Origin of the sequence: Ferrimonas sp. YFM (assembly GCF_030296015.1) — a bacterium.
GTDB lineage: Bacteria > Pseudomonadota > Gammaproteobacteria > Enterobacterales > Shewanellaceae > Ferrimonas.
On record NZ_AP027368.1, the window covers coordinates 4296151 to 4318187 of the forward strand.

Sequence of the window (22037 nt, forward strand, 5' to 3'; positions counted from 1 at the left end):
GAGAATCACGAAATCAAACGCTTCGGGGTTGAAGGCGGAGGTGGCCGTCCCCACATCTATCTCAACGCAAGAGAAGATTCCCCTGTCGGGCACGGGCCCGACAACAGATAAGGATTCAGTATGACCACCATTGTTTCGGTTCGCCGCGGCGACAAAGTTGTCATTGCCGGTGACGGCCAGGTCTCCCTGGGCAACACAGTGATGAAGGGTAACGCCCGCAAGGTTCGCCTGCTGAGCGGCGGCAAGGTGCTGGCCGGATTCGCCGGCGCCACCGCCGATGCCTTCACCCTGTTTGAACTGCTGGAAGCCAAACTCAGTGCCCATCAGGGGCAGCTGACCCGGGCCGCCGTGGAACTGGCCAAGGCCTGGCGCACCGAACGCTCCCTGCAGAAGCTGGAAGCGATGCTGATTGTGGCCGACGCCGAGACCACCTTGCTGATCTCCGGCAACGGCGACGTGGTGGAGCCGGAATACGAGGCGATCGCCATCGGCTCCGGCGGCAACTACGCCCAGGCCGCCGCCCTGGCCCTGGTGCAGAACACAGATTTGGGTGCCCGGGACATCTGCGCCAAGTCCCTGCAAATCGCCGGTGACATCTGCGTGTTCACCAACCAGCACCACACCATCGAAGAATTGACTACCAAGGGTTAACCACCATGTCCGAGATGACCCCAAGAGAGATTGTTTCCGAACTGAACCGTCACATCATCGGTCAGGAGGGCGCCAAGAAGGCCGTCGCCATCGCCCTGCGTAACCGCTGGCGTCGCATGCAACTGGACAGCGAGCTGCGCCAGGAGGTGACCCCCAAGAACATTCTGATGATCGGCCCCACCGGTGTGGGCAAGACCGAGATCGCCCGCCGTCTGGCCAAGCTGGCCAAGGCGCCCTTCATCAAGGTGGAAGCCACCAAGTTTACCGAGGTGGGTTATGTGGGCAAGGAGGTGGAGACCATCATCCGCGACCTCACCGACTCCGCCATCAAGATGACCCGGGACATGGAGGTGGAGCGAAACCGCTTCCGCGCCGAAGAGGCGGCCGAAGAGCGCATCCTCGACGCCCTGCTGCCCAAGCCCAAGGATGAGTGGTCTCACGACAACAAGGGTGACAGCGCCACCCGCCAGACCTTCCGCAAGAAGCTGCGCGAAGGCCAGTTGGACGACAAGGAGATCGACATCGACGTGGCCCAGTCCCCCGCCGGTGTGGAGATCATGACCCCTCCAGGCATGGAGGAGATGGCCAGCCAGCTGCAGTCCATGTTCCAAAATCTGGGCAATCAGCCCAGCAAGCGTCGCAAGATGAAAGTGCGCGACGCCATGAAACTGATGATCGACGAGGAAGCCGCCAAGCTGGTGAACCCGGAAGAGCTGAAGGAGAAAGCGATCGAGGCCGTGGAGCAGAACGGCATCGTCTTCCTAGATGAGATCGACAAGATCTGTAAGCGTGGCGAAACTTCCGGCCCGGATGTGTCCCGGGAAGGGGTGCAGCGTGACCTGCTGCCCCTGGTGGAAGGCTGCACCGTCAACACCAAGCACGGCATGGTGAAGACCGATCACATCCTGTTTATCGCCTCCGGCGCCTTCCAGCTGGCCAAGCCGTCGGATCTGATCCCCGAGCTTCAGGGGCGTCTGCCGATCCGGGTTGAACTGGAAGCCCTGTCAGCCGAAGACTTCGTCCGCATCCTGACCGAGCCCAATGCCAGCCTGACCGAGCAGTACCAGGCACTGATGGCCACCGAAGGGGTGACCATCGCCTTTACCGAAGATGGCATCAAGCGCATCGCCGAGGCGGCCTGGCAGGTGAATGAGCGCACCGAGAACATCGGCGCCCGCCGTCTGCACACCGTGATGGAGAAGCTGATGGAGGAGATCTCCTTTGACGCCTCCGACAAGGGCGGCGAGACCCTGACCATCAATGCCGACTATGTGAATGCCCATCTGGATATGCTGGTAGAGAACGAAGATCTCTCCCGCTTCATCCTCTAACAGACAAGGAGTGGACCATGCGCCAGGCCCCAAAGGTGATCAAACTCAAGCTCAAGCGCCAATCCCGCATCCTGGAGGTGGGTTTCGAGAATGGCGAAACCGCCCAGCTCAGCTGTGAGCTGCTGCGGGTCTGCTCCCCCTCTGCCGAGGTGCAGGGGCACGGCAACCCGGTATTGGTGACCAACAAGAAAATGGTCAACATCGACAAGATTGAGCCGGTGGGCAACTACGCGGTGAAACTGGTGTTCGATGATGGCCATGACTCCGGGCTGTTCTCCTGGGACATCCTCTACGCCTTTGCCATGAATCAGAGCACCATGTGGGAGGACTACCTCAAGCGGCTCAAGGCCGCCAAAGGCAGCCGGGAGCCCCTGCTGGATGTGCAGATCCACTACAGCGATAAGTGACACCAGACCAAGTCACTGACGTGAAAAAGGAGCCTATCGGCTCCTTTTTGTTTGCGCGCTAACAACAACGAAATCAGTAGGCGTAGGCCCATTTGTGCTTCCAGCTCTCCGGCAACCTGGCTTCACTCCAGGCCTGCTGACACAGCTCTGAGACCTTATGCCACTCTCCCTTGGCCAACCAGCGGGCCAGCATCTGGCCCATCTGGGGGTAGTGAATTACCTCCTGGGCGCTGGAGGCCATCCAGCTGCGAATCTCTTCCCTGTCCCCCCGCTCCATGGTGCGGGCAGCCCCAAGCAGTTCAAGGGCCAGGGCATTGGATTTCTGCTCGAACTGGCCCTTGAGAGGCTTGAGCAACAGCTTCTTCCCCAGCACCAGGGCCTCGGACACCAGCTCAAAGCCCGCAGAACAGACCACCCCGGCGCAACCGGTCAGGTGCTGGTGGAATCCGGCGCGCTCGAAACCGTGCCAGTGAATGTGGCCAGGCAGGTTGGCCGGCGCCGGCTTGCCGTGATAGACGTGACACTGAATCTCAGGCACGACAGCAAACATGGCGGCGATGTCCTCCGGTTCCTCGAACGGCAGGTAGATCAACAGATGCCCCACATCCCTGGCCTCAGATTCAGGGGGCTCAATGAAGGGGGGCAGCAGATCGCAGCCGAAGTGGTGCCAATGGCAGCCCAGGTGGATGGTGGCCGGAGCAAACTTCTCCATGATCATCCTGTCTATCCAGCGCTGACCGGCCACCGGCACCTTATGCTGAAAGGCGTTCTGATGGCTGACACTGACGCACTCCTTGCCCTGCTGACGGGCCGCCCAGGCGCTGATGGGTTCAAAGTCATTGAGCACCAGGTCATACTGGCTCAGATCCAGACCTCTGACATCACGCCAGAACTGACTCAGGCTGTTCTGCCTGTAGGTGCCCCACATGCTGACCTCGCCCCCCTTGGTGGCAAAGGTCAGCCCGGCGCGACAATCGAAGTCACCAAAGGGCGCCATATCGAAAAACTGCTCTCTGGGGCGGCCGGAGAACAGATAGTCCACCTGGATCCCCTCCGCCGCCAGGGCCGGGGCCATCACCCGTCCCCGGGTCAGATGGCCATTCCCCGTCCCTTGAATTCCATACAAAATTCGCATTTGACCTCGTTTCCTAAAGCAGCATGTTCATACTCATCAGGGCCGCCATGGTCCCCAGTGAGGCACCGGCCACCACATCCCCCGGATAGTGGACCCCCAGTACTATCCGGGCCCAGGCAACGCCGGAGGACCACAGGAAGCACCAGGGGCCCAGTTCCGGTATGTACCAGCACAGTATGGTGGCAAACAGAAAGGCTGCCGCACTGTGACCTGAGGGCAGACTGAATTTGTCGTGAGGGTCCACCAGGGCCCGGCATCCGTTCACCACCTGACAGGGGCGGGCGCGGCGCAGCCGGGTTTTCAGGACCCAGTAGAGAGGCAGTTCGATGGCGTAGGCCATCAGCAGCAAACCGAATAACAGCGGCCCCTGATGGGGATCCGCCGCAGCCGCAACCAGGGCGAACAGGGCGTAGCCCGCTCCATCACCGCTGCGGGACAGTTGACGCGCCGCCAGCTGACCCAGGGGGCGGTCAGCGGCGCGGTTGAGTATCAGGAAACAGCGCTTGTCCCAGTCATCCAGTCGTTGCCACATGGGTATCTGCCTCTTCAGGTCGATGATTCAGACCTTATTTATCGGCAATGACACTAGCGTGACAGGGCAGGGTCAGTTCGGTGACAAAGCAAGCAGGAGAAGAGGCAGGGAGGCAGCGAACGTCGGCCACAAAAAAGGGCTGTGTCTGCGTTAATTGTTGAGGTTCTATAATTAGGGTAACTCTTTGATAGAGAGGGCCCGTTATGGATAGTTCAGCTTTTGCCCGTATCCTGCGTTCCCTGCCTGAGCTTACGCCCAGTCAACGAGAACAGCTCCTTACTCATGTGCGCTTCGATGCTCCTGCCGTCGTGGCGCTACTCATTGAAAACCATCCTAAAGACTGTCCACATTGCCACGAGGAAGCTCTACGCCCTTGGGGCTCAAGCCATGGTCTGCCTCGATTTCGGTGCCGTGCCTGTGGCAAAACCTCTAACCCATTGACTGGCACACCATTGGCACGATTGCGCATGCGCGAACGCTGGTTGGAGTACGCACTTTGCTTAAACGATGGCTTGACCGTTCGCCGAGCTGCAGCCCAATGCCAAGTTAATAAAAACACTGCGTTTTTGTGGCGACATCGATTTCTGAAATTGATAGCTGACATGCGCCCTGAAAAGGAGCACGGCATTGTTGAAGCCGATGAAACCTTCTTTTTGAAATCGTACAAAGGGCAACGCAACCTCCCTGGCCAGCGCGTCAGCGTGGTGGTGTCAGCAAGACCAAAGGCGGTGGTAGTGAAGACCAGGTATCGGTCCTAATAGTGCGCGATAGGTCGGGTAAGACGGCGGACTACATGCTGAAAAAACTGGATGCAGCACATGTCACGACGGCTTTGGACTCGATTCTGGACAAGGATGCCTGTCTGTGTACTGACCGTGCTGGCGTTTATCTGTCTTACGCAAAATCAAAGAGAATCAGACACGAGCCTATCAAGGCATCAGGCCCGCGCAGGCGAGGTCCCTTCCACATCCAGAACGTAAACGCCTACGACAGCCGGTTGAAAGGGTGGATATCAAGGTTTAGAGGGGTGGCGACCAAGTATTTAGGAAACTACTTGGGCTGGCACAGAATGCTGGACCGGCATAAGTACCGACCCAGCTCTGAGCAGTGCCTGTTCGAAGCTGTTGGGTGGGGTTCAACAGTTACTTAGGACACAGCCCAAAAAAGGGCCGCCACTGGCGACCCTTTCTTCAGGTAGAGGTGGCTTACGCCCCTTCTGCCTGAGGTGACTTCTGCTCGCGGAACATCTTAACCAGGTAGTAGACGTTTACGCTGGCCACGAAGGCGTTCATGGTCCACACCGGAGATGCATCGATGATAAGACCGTAGATAACGAATAGAGAGCAACCGATGAAGTTCAGCACACGCAGGCGAACAATGTTTTTCATCATCAGAGAGATGGCAACCATAACGGAAGCCATGTGACCGACTACTTCAACCAGGTTCAGTTCCATAGTATTAACCTTAAGAAAACGACTGACTGATCCCCTCGACCCTGACTGGTGCTGGGGGTTCCTTGCCCCGAACTGTCTGGTGAATCATTAATCAAACTGTAAGAAATGGTAGCAAACAAGTTGTTAACATCAATACATTTGTGCATTTAACGTGATCATGATCACGCCAAAAACCGCCTTGAGGTTGATTTGTTTCGTCAATTTACAACACTCTGTTTTCGGCGGACGGCAAAGATTACTAAAAGTCGATTAACAAACAATGAGTTCTGCCACAAAAGCCGCATTTCAACGGGAAAAATTGCGGTTATACTTGAGCTGCACCAGTTACGCGAGGAGGGCATCATGCACTACAACACTTCTGAACTATGCGATCTGTACGCCGAGCAGGTGGACGTGGTGGAACCCATGTTCAGCAACTTCGGAGGCTGTAACTCCTTCGGGGGAGAGCTGCACACCATCAAGTGTTTCGAAGACAATGTGCTGATTGCCGAAACCCTTGAGCAGGACGGCACCGGCAAGGTCCTGCTGGTGGACGGAGGCGGTTCCCTGCGCCGTGCCCTGGTGGATGCCTCCCTGGCCGAGCTGGCCGCCCGCAACAACTGGGAAGGTCTGATCATCTATGGCTGCGTCCGTGAAGTGGATGCCCTGGAAGACATCGACATCGGCATTCAGGCCCTGGCCCCCATCCCGGTGGGTGCTTACCAGACCGGTGAGGGCGCCGTGGATGTGCCGGTGAACTTCGGCGGGGTCACCTTCCTGCCCGAAGATCATGTCTACGCCGACTCCACCGGCATCATCCTGTCACCTGACCCACTGGACATCGATTGATCATGCCCTTGCAACTGGCTGACCGCGCCTATCTGGCGCGGTTTTTGTCTCACCGTGCCGGCGAAGCTCACCAGGGTGAACACTGGTTGCTGGCCGGCGAGCTCAGCGGACACACCCTTCCTCAGGTTCTGGCTCAGGCGAAACAGCAGGGGGCCAACTACGTGCTGCTCGGTGTGCCGGAGGATCTCGGTCCCCGGGCCAACCTGGGCCGCGGCGGTGCCACCGAGGCCTGGCACGCCTTCCTTGGCCAGTTCGCCAACATGCAGTCCAACCCCTTCCTCGGCGGTGAGCAGATTCTGCTGCTTGGGGAGATTCGTACCGACGCCCTGCAGCAGCAGGCCCAGGGCCTGAGCAGCGACCACCCACAGCAGCTGGCCACATTGCGCCAGTTGACCGAACAGCTGGATGCCCTGCTCAAGCCGGTGATCGCTCAGGTGGTGGCTGCCGGGCTGGAGCCCATTGTCATCGGCGGGGGCCACAACAACGCCTACCCGATACTGGCGGGCGCCAGCGACGCCATCGACGGCCCCCTCTGCGCGGTCAACCTGGATCCCCACAGCGACTTTCGCGCCACCGAGGGCCGTCACAGTGGCAACGGCTTCGCCTATGCCCACGAACAGGGCGCCCTGGATTACTACCACGTTCTGGGCCTGCACGAACTGAAGAACAACAGCGCCAGCCTGGCGGCCCTGCAGGAGAGCGGCAAACGCTGGACCAGCTATCAGGCGATCTGGGTTCGGCGGGAGCTGAGCCTGGCCCAGGCTCTGGAGCGCATCAGCGACGATCTGCACCTGGCAGGCAAACCTCTTGGAGTGGAGCTGGATCTGGACGCGATAGCCGGCCTGGCCAGCTCGGCGGAGACCGTCGCCGGCATTCCGCTGACCGACGCCCTGCACAGTGTCTTCCATCTGGCACAGCATCACCCTTGCGCCTACCTGCACCTGGCGGAAGGCGCCCCCGCCTGCCATCCCGCCGGAGTGGACGCCGGTCGCCGCCAAATAGGCCAGGCCCTGAGCGAGCTGGTGTACAGCTACCTCAGCGGTCGCCTGTCGGCAGCTCACTGAAGGCCACCGGGCCGCTGAAGGCAAAGCCCTGCAACCCATCCACCTGAAAGTCGTGGAGGCGCTCAGCCACTGAGTGCTCCTCCACCTGCTCCGCCACCACCAATACGCTGCGGGCGTGGGCGGCGGTGACCATCAGCGGCAACAGGGATTCGTAACTGCCCTCCTGGTTCATGTGCCGGCTGTAGGCCGGGTCCAGTTTGATCCCCTCCACCGGCAGGCTCTCCAGCTCCGCCAGTCCCGCCGGGGTCACATGATCCAGCCAGACAGGAATTCCCTCCTGCTGCATCAGGGTCACGAAGTGGCGGCAGCCATCGCGATACTCCAGCGCCGCCTGCTCCGGGATCTCCACCGCCAGGACGGCCCCCAGAGTCGCCGCCTCCCGGCCAGCCTCCCGCAACCGGCTGATGAAGTGCTGAGACAGCAGGGAGGCGGTCGTCAGGTTCAGGGCCAGGGTCTGGGCAACCGGGGCCTCTCTGAGCTGGGACAGCAGGGTCTCCAGCACCAGCAGGTCCACCTCCACCTGGCGCTCCAGCCTCTGGGCCAGCACCACCACCGCCCCGGGTGTACGCCACTGCTTGCCGTCGTGGAAGCGGGTCAGCACTTCGTAGTAGAGGGTTCGGGCTTCCCGGTCGATCACCTGATGAGCCATCAATCTGGGCGGATGGGCAAGCATGGCGTCCAGCCGTTGGCTCTGAGCCGCCTGATCGCTGGGCACCACGGTCGTCACCGGCCCGGGCTCCCCCGCCAGCAGTCGCTGCAACTGCTGGTGCAGCCGCTGCTCCACCTCGGCTACCTCACCGCCAAACACGAAGGCTTCGGAGGCCACCATCGCCCTGGTGGCTCCCGCCTGCTGCAGCCGCTGACACAGGCTCTGTTCCAGCTCCGCCCCCTGGGGCAACCAGTCCTGCAATTCGATCCCAGGCAGCAGCGCCCAGAAGTCCGCCTGCCCCATGCGATACAGGCGACCCAGGGGGAAACGCGCCAGCTGCTGACGCAACAGTTCGGTGATCCCCACCATCAACGGCTGCTGAGCGGCCACGCCTCGGCTTCGCTCCAGCCCCTCCAGGCCCGAGAGGTGCACCTGCACCACCACTCCCTGCTCGACCTCCCGGTCCTTGAGCAGGTTGTCCAGCCGGTCCCGGCCGCGGATGCCGTTGCCCAGGCCGGTTTCCCCATCGATAAAGCAGTTCTGCTGCAGCTGCCGCATCCGCTTGCACTGCTGCCGGTACTGCAGCTCGCTGTTTTCCACCATGCGGTTCATGGTCAGGGTCAGCGCCTTGAGCTCCAGCACCCAGGGCAGTTTCTGCTGACGAAGGAAGCTGCGTCGCCGCAGGGCTTCCGCCTGGGCCTGGGCCGACTTCAGCGGTGCCAGAATCCAGCGCAGGCCCCAGGCGCCAGTGGAAATGGCCACCGCCGCCACCACCAGAGCCACCAACAGGGCATTGAGGGAGATGCGATACAGATGTACCAGGGCCGGTTCGGGATTGACCTCCACCCGCAAGGTCGCCACCAGCTGCCAGCCGGCGTTGATCTCGGTCTCCCGGATTGGCACCTTGAGGTCGATCCACTGCCGGAACCAGTCGGGAGCGGTTTCCGGCGACGCGGTAATTTGGCGCGCCAGCCTGTTGTCACGGCCGACCAGCTCCAGGGAGGCGTAATCGCCCCGGTCGAAGATGGCGTCCACCATGGACTCCGCCAGCACCCAGTCTCCCTTGGCCAGCACCGGCGACAGAGACAACCCGAATGAGGTGGCGGTGTCCTGGCCGTGGCTGGCCAGTTGCTCCACCAGATAGGCCTGACTGCCGCGGACAAACAGCAGCAGGGTGGTGGCGGTCAACGAGGCCACCAGCAGGATCAGGCAGATGAGAAGGAGTCGGAATAGGGTCATGAGGAGTCTCCTGCCAGTCGCTGCAGCAGGTCCTGCCACAGCAGTATGCCGTTGTCGCCCTGTTTCAGGCGCACCCCTTGATCAAAGGCCCGGGCCCGCCACAACCCCTCACCATTGAAGGCGTAGACGGGCAGCAGATCTGGCCGTTGATCGCCGGGAAGAATCTTGGGATTGAGGTTATCCAGAACCAGGGGCATGGCGTCCTCGGTCTCGAGGTAGATCAGCACCATATGCGCCTGATTCAGCTCCAGGGCCTTGGCGTACATCAGCCTGAGGTGTTCGGAGGAGAGGCCCAGCACCCTCAGGGTAAAAAACTTGGCCAGGGAGAAGTCTTCACAGTCCCCACCGCCACTGGCGACAAACTCAAAGGGGGTCGCCCAGTAGTCGTCCCGGTTCCAGTGGGTGGCGTCCGCGACAAAGTGGTAACGGTTGAAGTGGTCATTGACCGCGGCAAGGTGTTGGTGGGCGGGCAACTTCATCGCCAGCCTGGCCTCGATAAAGGCCTTGAGCTCATGAACCTGGGCAAGCCCCTGTTCGCCAAAACGCCTTTCTATGGGCACCAGGCGCTCCGGCAGGAAGAAGTCGCGCCATTGTGGCACCTCCTCCGCCCACCCGGGCAGGCTTGGCAGCAGCAAAAGGAGAAGCCAAACTGTAACTCTCACATCCCTGTGTCCTGTGGCCTGTCTGTCCCTATGAATCCGGTCACCGTCGTGCGCCACAGTGATAAGGGTTACAGATTGATCCCGCACCATTTCTGTTCATTGCTTTAAAGTGTAGACTGTGTCCAATTTCCAGCTAGCAAACATAGGAATGCCCGCTCATGGCAGACAACGGGGACAAGACCCATTTCGGATACAAGACGGTGGAAGCCGACAAGAAGGCCGAGATGGTGGCCGACGTATTCCACTCCGTCGCATCCAAATATGACCTGATGAATGACCTGATGTCCTTTGGCGTACACAGGTACTGGAAACGCTTCACCATTGAGTGCGCCGCCGCCCGTCCCGGCATGAAGGTGCTGGACCTGGCCGGTGGTACCGGCGACCTGACCCGCAAGTTCTCCCAGCTGGTGGGCGAGAAGGGTGAGGTGGTGTTGGCGGACATCAACGACTCCATGCTGAAAGTGGGCCGCGCCAAGCTGCAGGACCAGGGCGTGGTGGGTAACGTCAACTATGTTCAGGCCAATGCCGAAGCCCTGCCCTTCCCGGACAACCACTTCGACATCATCACCATCGCCTTCGGCCTGCGTAACGTCACCGAGAAGGCCAAGGCACTGGCCTCCATGCAGCGGGTGCTCAAGCCCGGTGGCAAGCTGCTGGTTCTGGAGTTCTCCAAGCCCCTGAACCCCATGATGCAGAAGGCCTACGACTTCTACAGCTTCCAGGTGATCCCCCGCATGGGCTCCATGGTGGCCGGCGACGCCGAGAGCTACCAGTACCTGTCCGAGTCCATTCGTATGCACCCGGACCAGGAAACCCTGAAGCAGATGATGCTGGACGCCGGTTTCGACCAGGCGGACTACGTCAACATGACCAATGGTGTGGTAGCCCTGCACCGCGGCTATAAGTTCTGATCCCGAGGTAATATGCACCTTGCGACCCTGGTAGCAGGCAGCCTGGAAGCGGCGCTGGGGCACCTGCTGACGTACCATCCCGACCCCCGCCCCCTGGCCGATTGCCGGGGGCAGGTAGTGGAACTGCAACTGGCGGAGCTGCCCTGGCCGCTCTTCCTGATCCTCAATCACCCCCTCCAGGTCTACAGCCGTTACGGCGGCGAGCCTCAGGCCACCCTGAGCGTCAGCCTGTCGGTGCTGGCCGACATCCAGCAGGGCGCCCCCCTGTCGGAGCTGGTGCAGCAGAACAAACTGGAGATCAGCGGCGACATGCAGCTGGTGGGTAAGCTGGCCCAGGTACTGACCGGCATCGAACCGGACATCACCGAGCCTCTGAGCAAGGTACTGGGTGACGGCATGGCCTACCGGGTACACAACCTGGGACAGAGCCTGTTCGCCATGGGCAAGAAGCACATCGGCGCCACCCAGGCCCACCTGGGAGACTACCTGGTGGAGGAGCGACGGGTCTCCCCGGCCGCCGATGAGGTTGCCGGTTTCTGCCGTCAGGTGGATGAGCTGGAGCGGCGCACCCAGGCCCTGGCCGCCAGGCTGGCGGCACTGGAGTCCCGCTCATGAGCTGGGGCGCCATCAAGCGGGCCTATCAGGTTGCCCGCACCTTTCGCCAGTACCGCCTGATCGAACTGCTGCCGGAGCAGCGTCGCCCCCTGCCCCTGAAGCTGATGGACGCCAGCCTGTTCTGGGTCGGCCGCAAGTCCCTGGATGCCCACCCCTCGGTGCGGGTGCGCCTGGCCCTGCAGAGTCTGGGACCGGTATTCATCAAGTTCGGTCAGATGCTCTCCACCCGACGGGATCTGCTGCCGGACCTGTTCGCCGATGCCCTGGCCCAGCTGCAGGATCAGGTGCCTCCCTTCGACGGTGAGCTGGCCAAATCGGAGATCGAGTCCGCCCTGGGCCACAGCATCGACACCCTGTTCGATGATTTCGACATTACTCCTCTGGCCTCGGCCTCGGTGGCTCAGGTACACACGGCCACCCTGCGCAGCACCGGCGAAGAGGTGATCCTCAAGGTGGTGCGCCCGGACATCGAGGCGGTGATCCTGGCGGACCTGGCGCTGATGGAAACTGGCGCCCGGCTGGTGCACAACACCCGCAAAGGCAAACCCTTGCGCGCCATCGAAGTGGTCGAAGATTATCGTAAGACCATCCTGGCCGAACTGGACCTGGTGCAGGAAGCCAGCAACGCCCGCCGACTGCGGGACAACTTTGCCGGTTCCCCCGCCCTCTACATTCCCCGGGTCTACCCTGAGCTGTGCCGGCGTAAACTGCTGGTGATGGAGCGAATCCACGGCATCCCGGTGACCGACATCGAGGCCCTCAAGGCTCAGGGCACCAACATGAAGCTGCTGGCGGAGCGCGGCGTGGAGGTGTTCTTCACCCAGGTGTTCCGGGACAACTTCTTCCACGCCGACATGCACCCGGGCAACATCTTCGTCAGCCGGGAGCATCCGGACGACCCCATGTACATCGGCATCGACTGCGGCATCGTCGGCAGCCTCACCGAGAACGACAAACGCTACCTGGCGGATGTGTTCCTGGCCTTCTTCAACCAGGACTACTCACGTCTGTCCCAGGTCTATATCGACTCGGGCTGGATCAGCGCCGACACCAACCCGGTGGAGTTTGAGAAGGCGTTGCGCAAGGTGCTCGAGCCCCTGGAGAACAAGCCCCTGTCGCAGATCAGCTTCGGCCACCTGCTGGTGGAGCTGTTCCGCTGTGCCCGAGAGTTCGAGATGGAGGTACAGCCGCAACTGGTGCTGCTGGAGAAGACCCTGCTCTACATCGAAGGGCTGGGACGTCAGCTCTACCCTCAACTGGACCTGTGGCAGACAGCCAAACCCTTCCTCGAACAGTGGATGGCGGAACAGCTGGGTCCCTCGGCACAGATGAAGCGGGTAAAAGAGGCTTTGCCCTTCTGGTTGGAGAAGCTTCCGGAGATGCCGGATCTCATCCACGACAATTTACAGTTGAGCAAGGCGCTATTGCGACATCCGCAAGGTGTGATGGAGCGCTACATAAATCAGCGTCGAACAATTCACAATAGTCACTACTTCCTCATTATTGGCTCGGTTTTGTTGATCTCGGGCACACTATTGATAGGGAAATTCAGTACAATCTGGCCTTCTATAACCCTCGCCCTGACCGGGCTGGCCTGCTGGGCCAAAGGGTGGCGACTTAACAACCAGTGAAAATGTCGCCGATACTTGTTACATTGAACATCGTTTATTGACCTGTTAAATACCCCGGAGACAACATGGGCGGCATCAGCATTTGGCAACTTCTTATCATCGCACTCATCGTGGTACTGCTGTTCGGTACCAAGAAGCTGCGCGGCATGGGCTCTGATCTGGGCGGCGCTGTAAAGGGCTTCAAGAAAGCCATGGGCGACGAAGACAAGGGCGCAGAAAAGAAAGCGATCGAAGAGAGCAAAGCAGAGGACACCACCACTGCCGAGCAGAAAAACAAAGAACAGGCCTAAACCACTATGATCGACGGTATCGGCCTGTTTGAACTGGTCCTGATTGCCGTTCTGGGCTTGGTGGTTCTGGGGCCCGAACGTCTGCCAGTGGCGGTGCGCAGCATCAGCCGCTGGGTCAGCACCATCAAGCGCATGGCCAACTCGGTGAAGGATGAGCTCGAACAGGAGCTGAAGATCGAGCAGCTGCAGTCGGATCTGAAGAAGGCCGAGTCCAAAGGACTCGAGTCTCTGGATCCCGGCCTGAAACAGTCTATCGAGGAGCTTCGTTCCGCCGCACAATCGGTGAACCGCCCCTACCAGACGGACGAAGGCAAGCCCGACGCATCCACCCCCACTGTCTCGCCACAACCCGAGATCAGCGAAAAGAAAGCCGCTGAACCGGGTAAAACCGCAGAGTAAGTATGTCCGAGCAGCAACCCCTAATCAGTCATCTGCTCGAGCTGAGAAACCGCCTGTTGCACGCAATAGGCGGCGTCCTGCTCGTGTTCGCCAGCCTCGCCTACTGGGCCAACGACATCTACAACTTCCTGTCGCTGCCCCTGTTGGAGGTGATGCCGGAGAACGCCTCCATGATCGCAACGGACGTGGCCTCCCCCTTCTTCGCCCCGTTCAAGCTGACCATGTTTGTGGCGCTGTTCATCGCCATGCCCTATGTGTTGTATCAGGTGTGGGCCTTTATCGCCCCGGGTCTGTACAAGCATGAGAAGAAGCTGGTCTTCCCTCTGCTGATCAGCAGCTCCCTCCTGTTCTACGCCGGCATCGCATTTGCCTACTTTATCGTGTTCCCCGTGGTGTTTGGCTTCTTCACCAGCGTTGCTCCGGAAGGGGTACAGGTGGCCACGGACATCAACAGCTACCTGAGCTTCGTCCTCAAGCTGTTCTTCGCCTTCGGCCTCGCCTTCGAAATTCCGGTGGCGGTGATCCTGATGGTGTGGACCGGCATGACCACCCCGGACGATCTCAAGAAAAATCGCCCCTACATTGTTGTCGGCGCCTTCGTTGTTGGTATGCTGTTAACGCCGCCGGACATCATCTCTCAGACCATGCTGGCTCTGCCCATGCTGTTGCTGTTTGAGGGTGGCCTGTTCTTCTCCCGTCTTTACCAGCCTAAGGACGACGAAGAGGAAGAGGTACAAGAGGAGCCCACCGAAGAGTAGCCCAGTCACGGCGGTCACTAAGCGCATTGCCCATCAATGCGCTTGGCATCAGGTTTAATCAAGGAACTGTTATGCTTAAGACCGCCGTTTTCTCCCTGCTGCTTGCCCCGGCAGCTGTCTCTGCCGCCGACGCGGCCTGCCACTCAATCAAAGATCAGATCCAGCGCCTGGCCTGTTACGACAAGGCCGCCGAGGCGGTGGTGAACTGCGCCAGTGAGAAAGACAAACTGGACCGGTTGGTGTGCTTCGACAAGTTGGGTAAGCCCATGAAAGCGCTCGCCCAGTCCAAGAAAGCCCTTCCCCCTCAGGCTAAGGCGCCCGAAGCCGCCAATGAACGCTTTGGCCTGAGCGACAAGCGTCCCGAAGAGCCGGAAGCGATTAAGGCCAGTGTTAGCAAGCTGAAGCAGGATCCCTACGGTAAGTTCATCATCACCCTGGACAATGGCCAGGTGTGGAAGCAGATCGACTCCAAGCGATTCCGCTTCAAGAAGGACAAGCCGGTCACCATCGAGAAGGCCTCCCTTGGCTCCTTTATGCTGACCCAGGAGGGCAGCAGCAAGAGCGCCCGGGTGAAGCGCGTGCAATGATCGACATTGCGGTCAATCTGACCTCCAGCCAGTTCAGGGAGGACCTTGAGCTGGTGCTGGCCCGCGCCCAGGAAGCCGGAGTCGATACCCTTATCGGCCTGGCCAGCGATCTGGAGGAGGCGCGGCAGCTGCAGCCCCTGGCGGAGCAGCATCCCGGCGTCTTCATTACCGCCGGCATCCATCCCCACTACGCCAGTGGCTTCGATGCCAGCAGTCCAGCACAGATCGAAGCCCTGTGCCGTCACCCCAGGGTGGTGGCCGTGGGTGAGTGCGGCCTGGATTTCAACCGGGACTTCTCCCCCAGGCCGGATCAGCGCCGCGCCTTCGAGGCCCAGCTGAGGCTGGCCTGCGACCTGGGCAAACCGGCGCTGATGCACTGCCGGGATGCCGGCGAGGAGTTCACCGCCATGGTGTCAGAGGTGCGAGGCAACCTCAGCGGCGGGGTGCTGCACTGCTTCACCGGCAGCGAACAGGAACTGCATCAGGCCCTGGAACTGGACCTCTATATCGGCATCACCGGCTGGGTCTGTGACGAGCGCCGGGGGGCAGAGCTGGCCCGGCTGGTACCGCAGATCCCCGATGACCGCCTGCTGCTGGAGACCGATGCCCCCTATCTGATCCCCAGGGACATCCGCCCCAAACCTAAGACCCGGCGCAACGAACCGAGATGGCTGCCACACATCGCCAATAAAGTGGCCGAGCTGCGCAACCAAAGTGTGGATACGCTGTCCCAACACTGTCTACAGAATGCCAAGCGCCTGTTTCAAGTGTGATTAAGCTCCTGCCTTAAGGAGTAGAGTTTGCTAATATTGACGCCGTTCTATCGGCCTGACCTCCGTCACACTGTGATCGGTCTTTGGCGATAACCCCTCATTCATAAGGAGCTGCAAGTGACCGTTGTAACCGGACCTTTTTCCCGCCGCCGTATGCGTCGGATGCGTCGCCATGACTTCTCCCGTCGCCTGATGGCCGAGAGCCAGCTGAGCGTCAACGATCTGATCTATCCGGTGTTCGTTCTGGAGGGCAATGCCCGTAAGGAACTGGTCGACTCCATGCCCGGCGTCGAGCGTCTCTCCATCGATCTGCTGATCGAAGAGGCCCGCGAGCTGGTGGAGCTGGGTATTCCGGCCGTAGCCCTGTTCCCGGTCACCCCTCAGGAGAAGAAGTCCCTGGGTGCCGAAGAGGCCTACAACCCTGAAGGCCTGGCCCAGAAAGCGGTCCGTGCCCTCAAGCGCGAATTCCCCGAGCTGGGGGTGATCACCGATGTGGCCCTGGATCCTTTCACCACCCACGGTCAGGACGGCATCATCGACGACGAGGGTTACATCCTCAATGACATCACCACCGAGGTGCTGGTGAAGCAGGCCCTGTCTCACGCCGAAGCCGGCGCCGACGTAGTGGCCCCCTCCGACATGATGGATGGCCGCATCGGCGCCATCCGTGACGCCCTGGAAGAGGCGGGTCACGTCAACACCCAGATTCTGGCCTACTCCGCCAAGTACTCCTCCAGCTACTACGGCCCCTTCCGCGACGCGGTCGGCTCCGCCGGCAACCTCAAAGGTGGCAACAAGCACACCTACCAGATGGATCCCGCCAACTCCGATGAGGCCCTGCAAGAGGTGGCCATGGACATCGAAGAGGGTGCCGACATGGTGATGGTGAAGCCTGGCATGCCCTACCTGGACATCGTGCGCCGGGTGAAAAGCGAACTGCAGGTGCCCACCTTCGCCTATCAAGTCAGCGGCGAGTACGCCATGCACATGGCCGCCATCCAGAACGGCTGGCTGGACGAGCGTAAGATCGTCATGGAGTCCCTGCTGTGCTTCAAGCGTGCCGGCGCCGATGGCGTGCTGACCTACTTCGCCAAGCGTGTGGCCCAGTGGCTGAACGAGAAGTAAGGTTCCGCGCCTGAACGACACAAGGGGAGCTTCGGCTCCCCTTTTCATTGCCCGCCCCTGTTCGGTTTTGACCGATCCCGGTCACGTTTCCACAATTCTGGAAGAACAAAGTCGACAATTCTGAGTCAGACTGGTCAGCAGGATAGAGAGAATGAGAGCACCATGAAAAAGACAACTTTGCTGGCCATGATGCTGGCCCCGGCTTTGATGAGCCCCTACGCTATGGCAAACTCCGGCTGTGGTTTCGAAGAGGGCCAGAAGGGCCCCTTCGCCACCTGCACCCAAGAGGAGAAACAGGAGGTAATTTTGACCGGTGAACTGGCCATGGCCGACATTATTGACGCGATCCCCGGCTACGGAGACAACTTCGACAGCTACGCACCCCAGTCCAACTGGGTTGACGCCCTGAAGGCGGTAGACACCCCCACGGAGATCGTGGTGATCATCGGCACCTGGTGCCCCGACTGCCATCGCGAGACCCCACGCTTCGCCAAACTGCTGGAGCAGGTCGGCAACGACAAGCTGTCCGTGCGCTACATCGGCGTCGATCGCCAGAAATCCGATCCGCAGAACCTGGCGGCCGCCTATGAGTTCAAGCGCATCCCCACCTTTATGGTGATCCAGGATGGCAAGGAGATCGGCCGCATCGTCGAGACTCCCAAGCACTCCCTGGAGCAGGATCTGGCCGAGATCCTCAAATAATCCCCTCAGGCCGAATCAGCCCAACTGGTTCGGCCTCTTAGCGCCACTTCAAAACATTGATTTGTAAAGACAATATTTACAAGCGCCCATCACTTCATCTCAGTACCAAGTACACCCACTGACACCCTCACTTCACCATGCTCTAATGGTCCCGACCCAAGGATAAACCGAGTCCTGGGTTCAGTTTTCGTTACGCTGACAATGGCAAACCAACCGTGAGGTTGGGACGCAAAGCTTCCGGTCTCGCCCAAGCGAGATAGCGGGGTTTCCAGCGGTGAGTCCCTCTTTGGGAGGACTCCACACAGCCAAAGACAGCGTTTGGATAGGATCAACCATTGGAGATGGTAGATTTATGCAGTTCAAGCGCCACCTTATCGCCCTGTCCCTGACAGCGGCTCTGACCCAACTCACCGCCTGTGGCGGCGGCTCCTCTGACTCCGCCCCGGCACCTCAACCCGAACCCCAGCCAGGCCAAAGCCTTGAAGGCGCGACCGCCGATGGTTATCTGGTCAATGCCCAGGTATGTCTGGATCTCAACCGCAACGGCGAATGCGACGCCGATGAGCCCAGCACCCTGACCCAGGCCGGAGGCCAGTACAGTTTCGAAAACCTCGATGCCACCCTGGATCTCAGCCAGGTGCAGATGCTGGTGAAGGTGATTGCCGGCCAGACCGAGGATGAAGACAACCCGGGCGTAGTGCTGACCCAGGGCTACACCATGACGGCACCGGCCGGTGTGGTGGAGTTTGTCAGCCCGCTGACCACCCTGCTCGCCTCTGAGATGGACAGGGCCGGTGTGGATCAGGAAACCGCGGCAGCGGCCCTGGAACAAACCCTGGGCATTCTGGGCTCGGATCTGAGCCTGGTCGAGGACTACATCGTCGGCAAGCAGCAACAGGCCAACGGCGACGGCTACAAGCGGCTGCACCGAGTGGCCCAGGTGGTCGCCCGGGTGACCGCCAAGGCGAAACATGCCGTAGAGCAGAACGGCGGCACCGGCGGCGACGCCGAAGACAATGAAGTGGCCGACGCCATCGCCGAAACCCTGACCGAAAACCTGGAGCGTCTGGTGAACCGGGTGGATGAGGCGGAAGCCAATGGCCAGGAGCCCGATGCCGACACCATCGCCGACGAAGTCGCCGGCGAGCTGCCTCTTGACCCGGAAGACGTGCAGGACAGAGTCGAGCGTAAGCGCGAGCGCGGCGACCTCGAAGAGGCCAGTCTGCTGACCCTGCTTGAGTCTGAAGGGGGCATGTTCGAGCTGGATGGCCACTCCGAGGTGTTCTTTGACGCCAGCACCAACCAGTGCATCAAAGAGCGCGAGCTGGGCTACCAGCAGATTCAGAAGGTGGAATCCCTGATCACCTTCAACCGCTTCCGTTATGACGGCCCTGACGCCGGTTTTGTCGAGATTACCGAAGAGGAAGATCGCGACATGCTGGTGTGGAAAGGGGAAGCCTGGGCGGAGATGAACGACCAGGTGGAGGTGGTCTCCCTGGAGGAGGATGGCTCAGTCATCGTCAGCTCCGATATGGATGGCCGCCAGCAGGTCTGGGCTCAGCAGCTGGATCTGTCTGATTTGAAACTTAAGCGCTACGCCAAGGGCGAACACGAGTGGAAATCCCTGTTCAGTGGCGACCACCTCTTCCCTGAGGGTGCCAGCGGTTTCCAGATGACCTTCAAGCAGCTGGAGAGCCGCGCCATGCTGCCCTACCGGGCAGAGTGTGACGCCTCGGTTCGGTGGTGCAACCAGGTGGTTCTGCCAACGGGTCCGGTTCAGACTCTGGCCGAGCTGATGAATGACGCCGACACCGAAGAGCCCAAACTGGTCTACATAGGTGGTGACGATGACACCAGCCTGGCCGTTGCCCTTCAGGGCTCCATTGAACAGGAGCAGGGTCAGGTACAACTCTATGTCATAGAGCACGATGAGTGCGATGACAACGGCTGTGGCGCTCCCGAGCTGAAAGAGAACGCCGACGCCAGCTGGAACAAAACCCCCATGGGCCTGGTGCTGAACCTGCCTGAGTGGGGCCACTCCTTTACCCATCGTCGCCGGGCGCAGCCTCTTCTGACCGAATACGAAGGGGCGGTACGTCACGGCTTTGTCCTTGGCGAAGGCCTGACCCGCAGCGATCAGTGGGGCTTCAACCAGGTGGCCATGGACGCCTTCCTGGCCAATCTGGGGACTCCGGAGCTGCGTGAGGTAGAAGATGCCGAGGAGTGTGGCTTCGAACCAGACGACGGCCAGGAGCCCGATGACGGTGTGGAGCCCGGCGAAGAGCCGACCACCCCGGATCTGGTGGCCGATGAAACCGCCATGGCCGCCCTGGTGGGCAAACGTTATCTGGCTCAGGACGGCGACTTTGAGGCGCTGATCCACTTCAGCCGCGAAGGACAGGTACAGGTCTGGCTGGAGGAGCTGGAGGGCGACCTCATGGAAACCGAGATCCTGCTTGGTTCATGGCTGGTTGACGCCAACCATCAGTTGCAAATGCTGTTTGGTTCCGATGATCAGGTACTGATTCAGCTTCCTGCGGAAGGTCTGGGCAGCGACGTGATGAAAGTGTCTGAAGAGGAGGAGGGCCAGGTACGCGAATACAGCATGAGCCTGGTGCGCCCCTTCACCCTTGAGGGACTGGCAGCGCCACTGGACCTGAGACTCTCCGCCATGGGTCAGGAGAGCTGCGTACTGGATCTGCACCTCAATGGCCTGCCCACCGATCAGGAAGGTTTTGGCTGGGTCGATCAGGCCCAATGTCCTGAAGAGGATCCCAATGCGCCGACGGCCTTTGAGATGGTCTGGTACCTGACCGACTCCGGCCTGGAGCTGAGCCCCATTGATCCCAATGGTGAAGCCTCACCCCAGCGCCATCACCTCTACTGGTTTGGCAGTGAAGGCACGGAACAGGTGCTGACCCGAAGCTTTGCCATCGCCGAGGATGGCACCGCCGAGCTGGAATCTCTGGACAGTTTCCAGTTCAGCCTGATTCGTTAACCCTAGCATCAAGGGGCGGCCTGAGCCGCCCCTTCTCTTTGATACTCTTACCAATTTCCTGCAAATCCGTTACCCTTACCCCTCTGGACTGATCTGTGCTGACCTAAGGGCTCAAGGATGAAGATACGCGGATTTACCCTGATTGAACTGGTGCTGGTGCTGATCCTTCTGGGCATTTTGGCCATAGTGGCCCTGCCCCGCTTTCTCAACCTGACACCGGAAGCTCAGGCAAATGCCGCCAGGGCCCAGACAGCCGCCCTGCAGCAGGCGGTGGAGTTTGCCCATGCCAAATGGCAGTTGGAGAGCCCAGGCGAGGAGATCGTCAACCTTCCCGGCTATGTGGGCGGCGTATTGGACATGAATCCCCTGGGCTACCCATTGGGCATCGACAAAAACAGTCCCATGGGACAGCCGATGCAGATAGGCCAGGGCGATCAGGGGTGCGTCTCGCTTTGGGACACCTTACTGACCGATCCACCACTGGCGACACTGCCAGGTGATGCCAACTCGGCGGACGCCGATTACCATGCCTACCGCCACAATGAAAATGGCGACAGCGCCCCCATGAGCCGCTGCAGCTACGTCTATCGGGGGGGCGGAGACACCAGGGACAGGAGCAGTGCCGCACTGGTGGTGGAGTACAACTCTGAGCTGGGACACGTTCGCCTTATCGAGCGCTAAAGATGGCTGGCCAGAGACCAGCCATGGTGTGTCAAACTGTATCGCCCTGTAAGAGGGCATTTGCGCCCTGAAGCGGCGCCTCTTCATAAGCCGCTGAGAATCTGCTGTTCATCCCGTCACTCCCCAAATGGGGAGTCTAAGGCGGTTACATCTGCTCACCCTTTGCTAACAGCATTCCCCAGGCTCTCTGCCACAGTGTGCTAACCCCCACCACAGAAAGGACACTGAATAATGAAAACACTGTTGATGACCGGACTGCTGGCCTTGGGAACCCTGGGGACAGCCACAGCTCAGGACAGGCAATTTATTGCCGCCGATGACAGGATCGAAACCCAGCTCTGCCTGACTGCGGTCACCGAAAACTGGCGTTCGATGGATCGCACTCTGGCGCATTCCGGCTACCGCCTGATGCAGGTTTCCCGGGAACTGAAGTGCAATGATATCCCGGTTGCCGTATTCGCCGCCCAATACAATGCGGACCCCAGGGTGGCCAAACACCTGGCCAAGTTCAGCCGGGATGCCATCAAGCAGGAGGTGGAGATCACCGATCTGACCGCCATGACCGGCACCTTCAGGATAGAGGGCCACTAGCCAAAGAGAAGGGGAGCCTCCAGG

Annotated in this window: 23 protein-coding genes, 1 pseudogene and 1 riboswitch; of the genes and pseudogenes, 19 read left to right on the top strand and 5 right to left on the bottom strand. The window is 60.3% G+C overall.

What is annotated here, in order from left to right; genetic code table 11:
* The first annotated feature begins 120 nt into the window (after positions 1-120).
* The 3 genes from hslV to QUE41_RS19855 are packed head-to-tail and all read left to right on the top strand — an operon-like array spanning position 121 to position 2389.
* Positions 121-651 (top strand): ATP-dependent protease subunit HslV, encoded by a 531-nt coding sequence (hslV, locus tag QUE41_RS19845; RefSeq protein ID WP_286340683.1) that lies wholly within the window; start codon positions 121-123, stop codon positions 649-651.
* A 5-nt stretch (positions 652-656) separates the two neighbouring features.
* Positions 657-1982: an ATP-dependent protease ATPase subunit HslU gene (hslU, locus tag QUE41_RS19850; RefSeq protein WP_286340684.1), complete on the top strand. Its 1326-nt coding sequence runs from the start codon at positions 657-659 to the stop codon at positions 1980-1982.
* Between the two features lie 17 nt (positions 1983-1999).
* Positions 2000-2389 carry a gamma-butyrobetaine hydroxylase family protein gene (locus QUE41_RS19855; RefSeq protein WP_286340685.1) on the top strand — a complete coding sequence of 130 codons (390 nt, stop codon included), beginning with the start codon at positions 2000-2002 and terminating at the stop codon, positions 2387-2389.
* 73 nt (positions 2390-2462) lie between these two features.
* On the opposite strand, the gene QUE41_RS19860 is transcribed toward QUE41_RS19855, so the two are convergent.
* Together QUE41_RS19860 and QUE41_RS19865 are read right to left on the bottom strand one after the other, a co-directional pair.
* A complete protein-coding gene (locus QUE41_RS19860; RefSeq protein ID WP_286340686.1) occupies positions 2463-3524 on the bottom strand; it encodes an MJ1255/VC2487 family glycosyltransferase in 1062 nt (353 codons plus the stop codon).
* 13 nt (positions 3525-3537) lie between these two features.
* Positions 3538-4056, bottom strand: a complete 519-nt coding sequence (locus QUE41_RS19865; RefSeq protein WP_286340687.1) for a phosphatase PAP2 family protein — start codon at positions 4054-4056, stop codon at positions 3538-3540.
* A 203-nt stretch (positions 4057-4259) separates the two neighbouring features.
* Between QUE41_RS19865 and QUE41_RS19870 the strand changes: the two are divergent.
* Positions 4260-5206, top strand: a pseudogene (locus QUE41_RS19870) (IS1595 family transposase).
* A gap of 55 nt (positions 5207-5261) precedes the next feature.
* On the opposite strand, the gene QUE41_RS19875 reads toward QUE41_RS19870, so the two are convergent.
* Positions 5262-5510 (bottom strand): YgjV family protein, encoded by a 249-nt coding sequence (locus tag QUE41_RS19875; RefSeq protein WP_028107844.1) that lies wholly within the window; start codon positions 5508-5510, stop codon positions 5262-5264.
* A gap of 342 nt (positions 5511-5852) precedes the next feature.
* On the opposite strand from QUE41_RS19875, the gene rraA reads away from it, so the two are divergent.
* Both rraA and QUE41_RS19885 read left to right on the top strand, forming a co-directional pair.
* Entirely contained in the window at positions 5853-6338 is a 486-nt protein-coding gene (gene rraA, locus QUE41_RS19880) for a ribonuclease E activity regulator RraA (RefSeq protein WP_028107845.1), read from the top strand.
* Between the two features lie 2 nt (positions 6339-6340).
* On the top strand, positions 6341-7402 hold the full coding sequence (locus QUE41_RS19885) for a formimidoylglutamase (protein WP_286340688.1): 1062 nt from the start codon (positions 6341-6343) through the stop codon (positions 7400-7402).
* Here the strand turns inward: QUE41_RS19885 and QUE41_RS19890 are convergent.
* Both QUE41_RS19890 and QUE41_RS19895 read right to left on the bottom strand, forming a co-directional pair.
* Positions 7374-9290: an EAL domain-containing protein gene (locus tag QUE41_RS19890; protein WP_286340689.1), complete on the bottom strand. Its 1917-nt coding sequence runs from the start codon at positions 9288-9290 to the stop codon at positions 7374-7376. The genes QUE41_RS19885 and QUE41_RS19890 overlap by 29 nt on opposite strands.
* Entirely contained in the window at positions 9287-9952 is a 666-nt protein-coding gene (locus tag QUE41_RS19895; RefSeq protein ID WP_286340690.1) for a transglutaminase-like cysteine peptidase, read from the bottom strand. Before QUE41_RS19895 ends, QUE41_RS19890 begins: the two co-directional genes overlap by 4 nt.
* A gap of 158 nt (positions 9953-10110) precedes the next feature.
* On the opposite strand from QUE41_RS19895, the gene ubiE reads away from it, so the two are divergent.
* The 13 genes from ubiE to QUE41_RS19960 all read left to right on the top strand — a co-directional run bounded on the left by ubiE (position 10111) and on the right by QUE41_RS19960 (position 22013).
* The gene (gene ubiE / locus QUE41_RS19900) at positions 10111-10863 is read left to right on the top strand and encodes a bifunctional demethylmenaquinone methyltransferase/2-methoxy-6-polyprenyl-1,4-benzoquinol methylase UbiE (protein ID WP_286340691.1); all 753 of its coding nucleotides are present in this window, start codon (positions 10111-10113) and stop codon (positions 10861-10863) included.
* A gap of 12 nt (positions 10864-10875) precedes the next feature.
* Complete coding sequence (locus tag QUE41_RS19905; RefSeq protein WP_286340692.1) at positions 10876-11478, top strand: ubiquinone biosynthesis accessory factor UbiJ; 603 nt, start codon at positions 10876-10878, stop codon at positions 11476-11478.
* Positions 11475-13109: a ubiquinone biosynthesis regulatory protein kinase UbiB gene (ubiB, locus tag QUE41_RS19910; protein ID WP_286340693.1), complete on the top strand. Its 1635-nt coding sequence runs from the start codon at positions 11475-11477 to the stop codon at positions 13107-13109. The genes QUE41_RS19905 and ubiB overlap by 4 nt, the downstream gene beginning before the upstream one ends.
* A 65-nt stretch (positions 13110-13174) precedes the next feature.
* The gene (gene tatE / locus QUE41_RS19915; protein ID WP_286340694.1) at positions 13175-13399 is read left to right on the top strand and encodes a twin-arginine translocase subunit TatE; all 225 of its coding nucleotides are present in this window, start codon (positions 13175-13177) and stop codon (positions 13397-13399) included.
* Positions 13400-13405: 6 nt separating this feature from the next.
* The gene (tatB, locus tag QUE41_RS19920; protein ID WP_028107852.1) at positions 13406-13798 is read left to right on the top strand and encodes a Sec-independent protein translocase protein TatB; all 393 of its coding nucleotides are present in this window, start codon (positions 13406-13408) and stop codon (positions 13796-13798) included.
* A gap of 2 nt (positions 13799-13800) precedes the next feature.
* On the top strand, positions 13801-14556 hold the full coding sequence (gene tatC, locus QUE41_RS19925; protein WP_286340695.1) for a twin-arginine translocase subunit TatC: 756 nt from the start codon (positions 13801-13803) through the stop codon (positions 14554-14556).
* A 71-nt stretch (positions 14557-14627) separates the two neighbouring features.
* A complete protein-coding gene (locus QUE41_RS19930; protein WP_286340696.1) occupies positions 14628-15143 on the top strand; it encodes a hypothetical protein in 516 nt (171 codons plus the stop codon).
* The gene (locus QUE41_RS19935) at positions 15140-15916 is read left to right on the top strand and encodes a TatD family hydrolase (RefSeq protein ID WP_286340697.1); all 777 of its coding nucleotides are present in this window, start codon (positions 15140-15142) and stop codon (positions 15914-15916) included. The genes QUE41_RS19930 and QUE41_RS19935 overlap by 4 nt, the downstream gene beginning before the upstream one ends.
* 153 nt (positions 15917-16069) lie before the next feature.
* Positions 16070-17041 (top strand): porphobilinogen synthase, encoded by a 972-nt coding sequence (gene hemB, locus QUE41_RS19940; RefSeq protein ID WP_502876032.1) that lies wholly within the window; start codon positions 16070-16072, stop codon positions 17039-17041.
* Between the two features lie 162 nt (positions 17042-17203).
* On the top strand, positions 17204-17743 hold the full coding sequence (locus QUE41_RS19945) for a thioredoxin family protein (RefSeq protein ID WP_286340699.1): 540 nt from the start codon (positions 17204-17206) through the stop codon (positions 17741-17743).
* Between the two features lie 193 nt (positions 17744-17936).
* Positions 17937-18016, top strand: a riboswitch (cyclic di-GMP riboswitch).
* Positions 18017-18095: 79 nt separating this feature from the next.
* Positions 18096-20741 carry a hypothetical protein gene (locus tag QUE41_RS19950; protein WP_286340700.1) on the top strand — a complete coding sequence of 882 codons (2646 nt, stop codon included), beginning with the start codon at positions 18096-18098 and terminating at the stop codon, positions 20739-20741.
* Positions 20742-20858: 117 nt separating this feature from the next.
* Positions 20859-21422: a prepilin-type N-terminal cleavage/methylation domain-containing protein gene (locus tag QUE41_RS19955; protein ID WP_286340701.1), complete on the top strand. Its 564-nt coding sequence runs from the start codon at positions 20859-20861 to the stop codon at positions 21420-21422.
* 231 nt (positions 21423-21653) lie between these two features.
* Positions 21654-22013 (top strand): DUF3718 domain-containing protein, encoded by a 360-nt coding sequence (locus QUE41_RS19960; protein ID WP_286340702.1) that lies wholly within the window; start codon positions 21654-21656, stop codon positions 22011-22013.
* Positions 22014-22037: the final 24 nt, after the last annotated feature.